Raw genomic sequence first — 527 nt, forward strand, 5'->3', positions numbered from 1 at the left:
TGATTGTTTCAACCATTGCTTTGGCGATCATGGTATCGAACGACTTAGTGATGCCGCTGATATTGCGCCGAATGCGCTTGGCGCAGCGCAACCATCACCACTTTTCTGAGCTTTTGCTACGTATTCGCCGCGCTCTAATTCTGATTTTGTTGATTGGTGCATGGGGATTTTATCAGGCCTTAGATAGTATCCACTCACTCTCTGCGATAGGTTTTCTCTCGTTTGCAGCCATTACCCAGTTTGCTCCTGCATTGATTGGCGGTATGTATTGGCGTCAGGGTAACAAGAAAGGCGTTTATGTTGGCCTCGCGGTCGGTTTTACGATTTGGTTGATTACCTTAATGAGCCAAACCGACATGTTGGCTGGTAATGCCAGCAACAACTTTTTGATTTGGTTAATCACGCCGCCAGAGATGCTGTCGAACTTCGACATTGCGATTTCGGATTGGGGCATGATCATGAGTGTGGTGGCGAACGCGGTGTGTTTTGTCGCGGTGTCTCTGGCGACGCGTCCAAGCCTAAGTGAG

General features: G+C 48.8%; 1 pseudogene. It reads left to right on the forward strand.

Features of this window, described 5'->3' with window-relative positions:
* A pseudogene (locus R7Q48_RS30765) lies at nucleotides 1–527 on the forward strand (hybrid sensor histidine kinase/response regulator); the annotation flags it as partial.

It is taken from the genome of Vibrio sp. 378 (genome assembly GCF_033339435.1).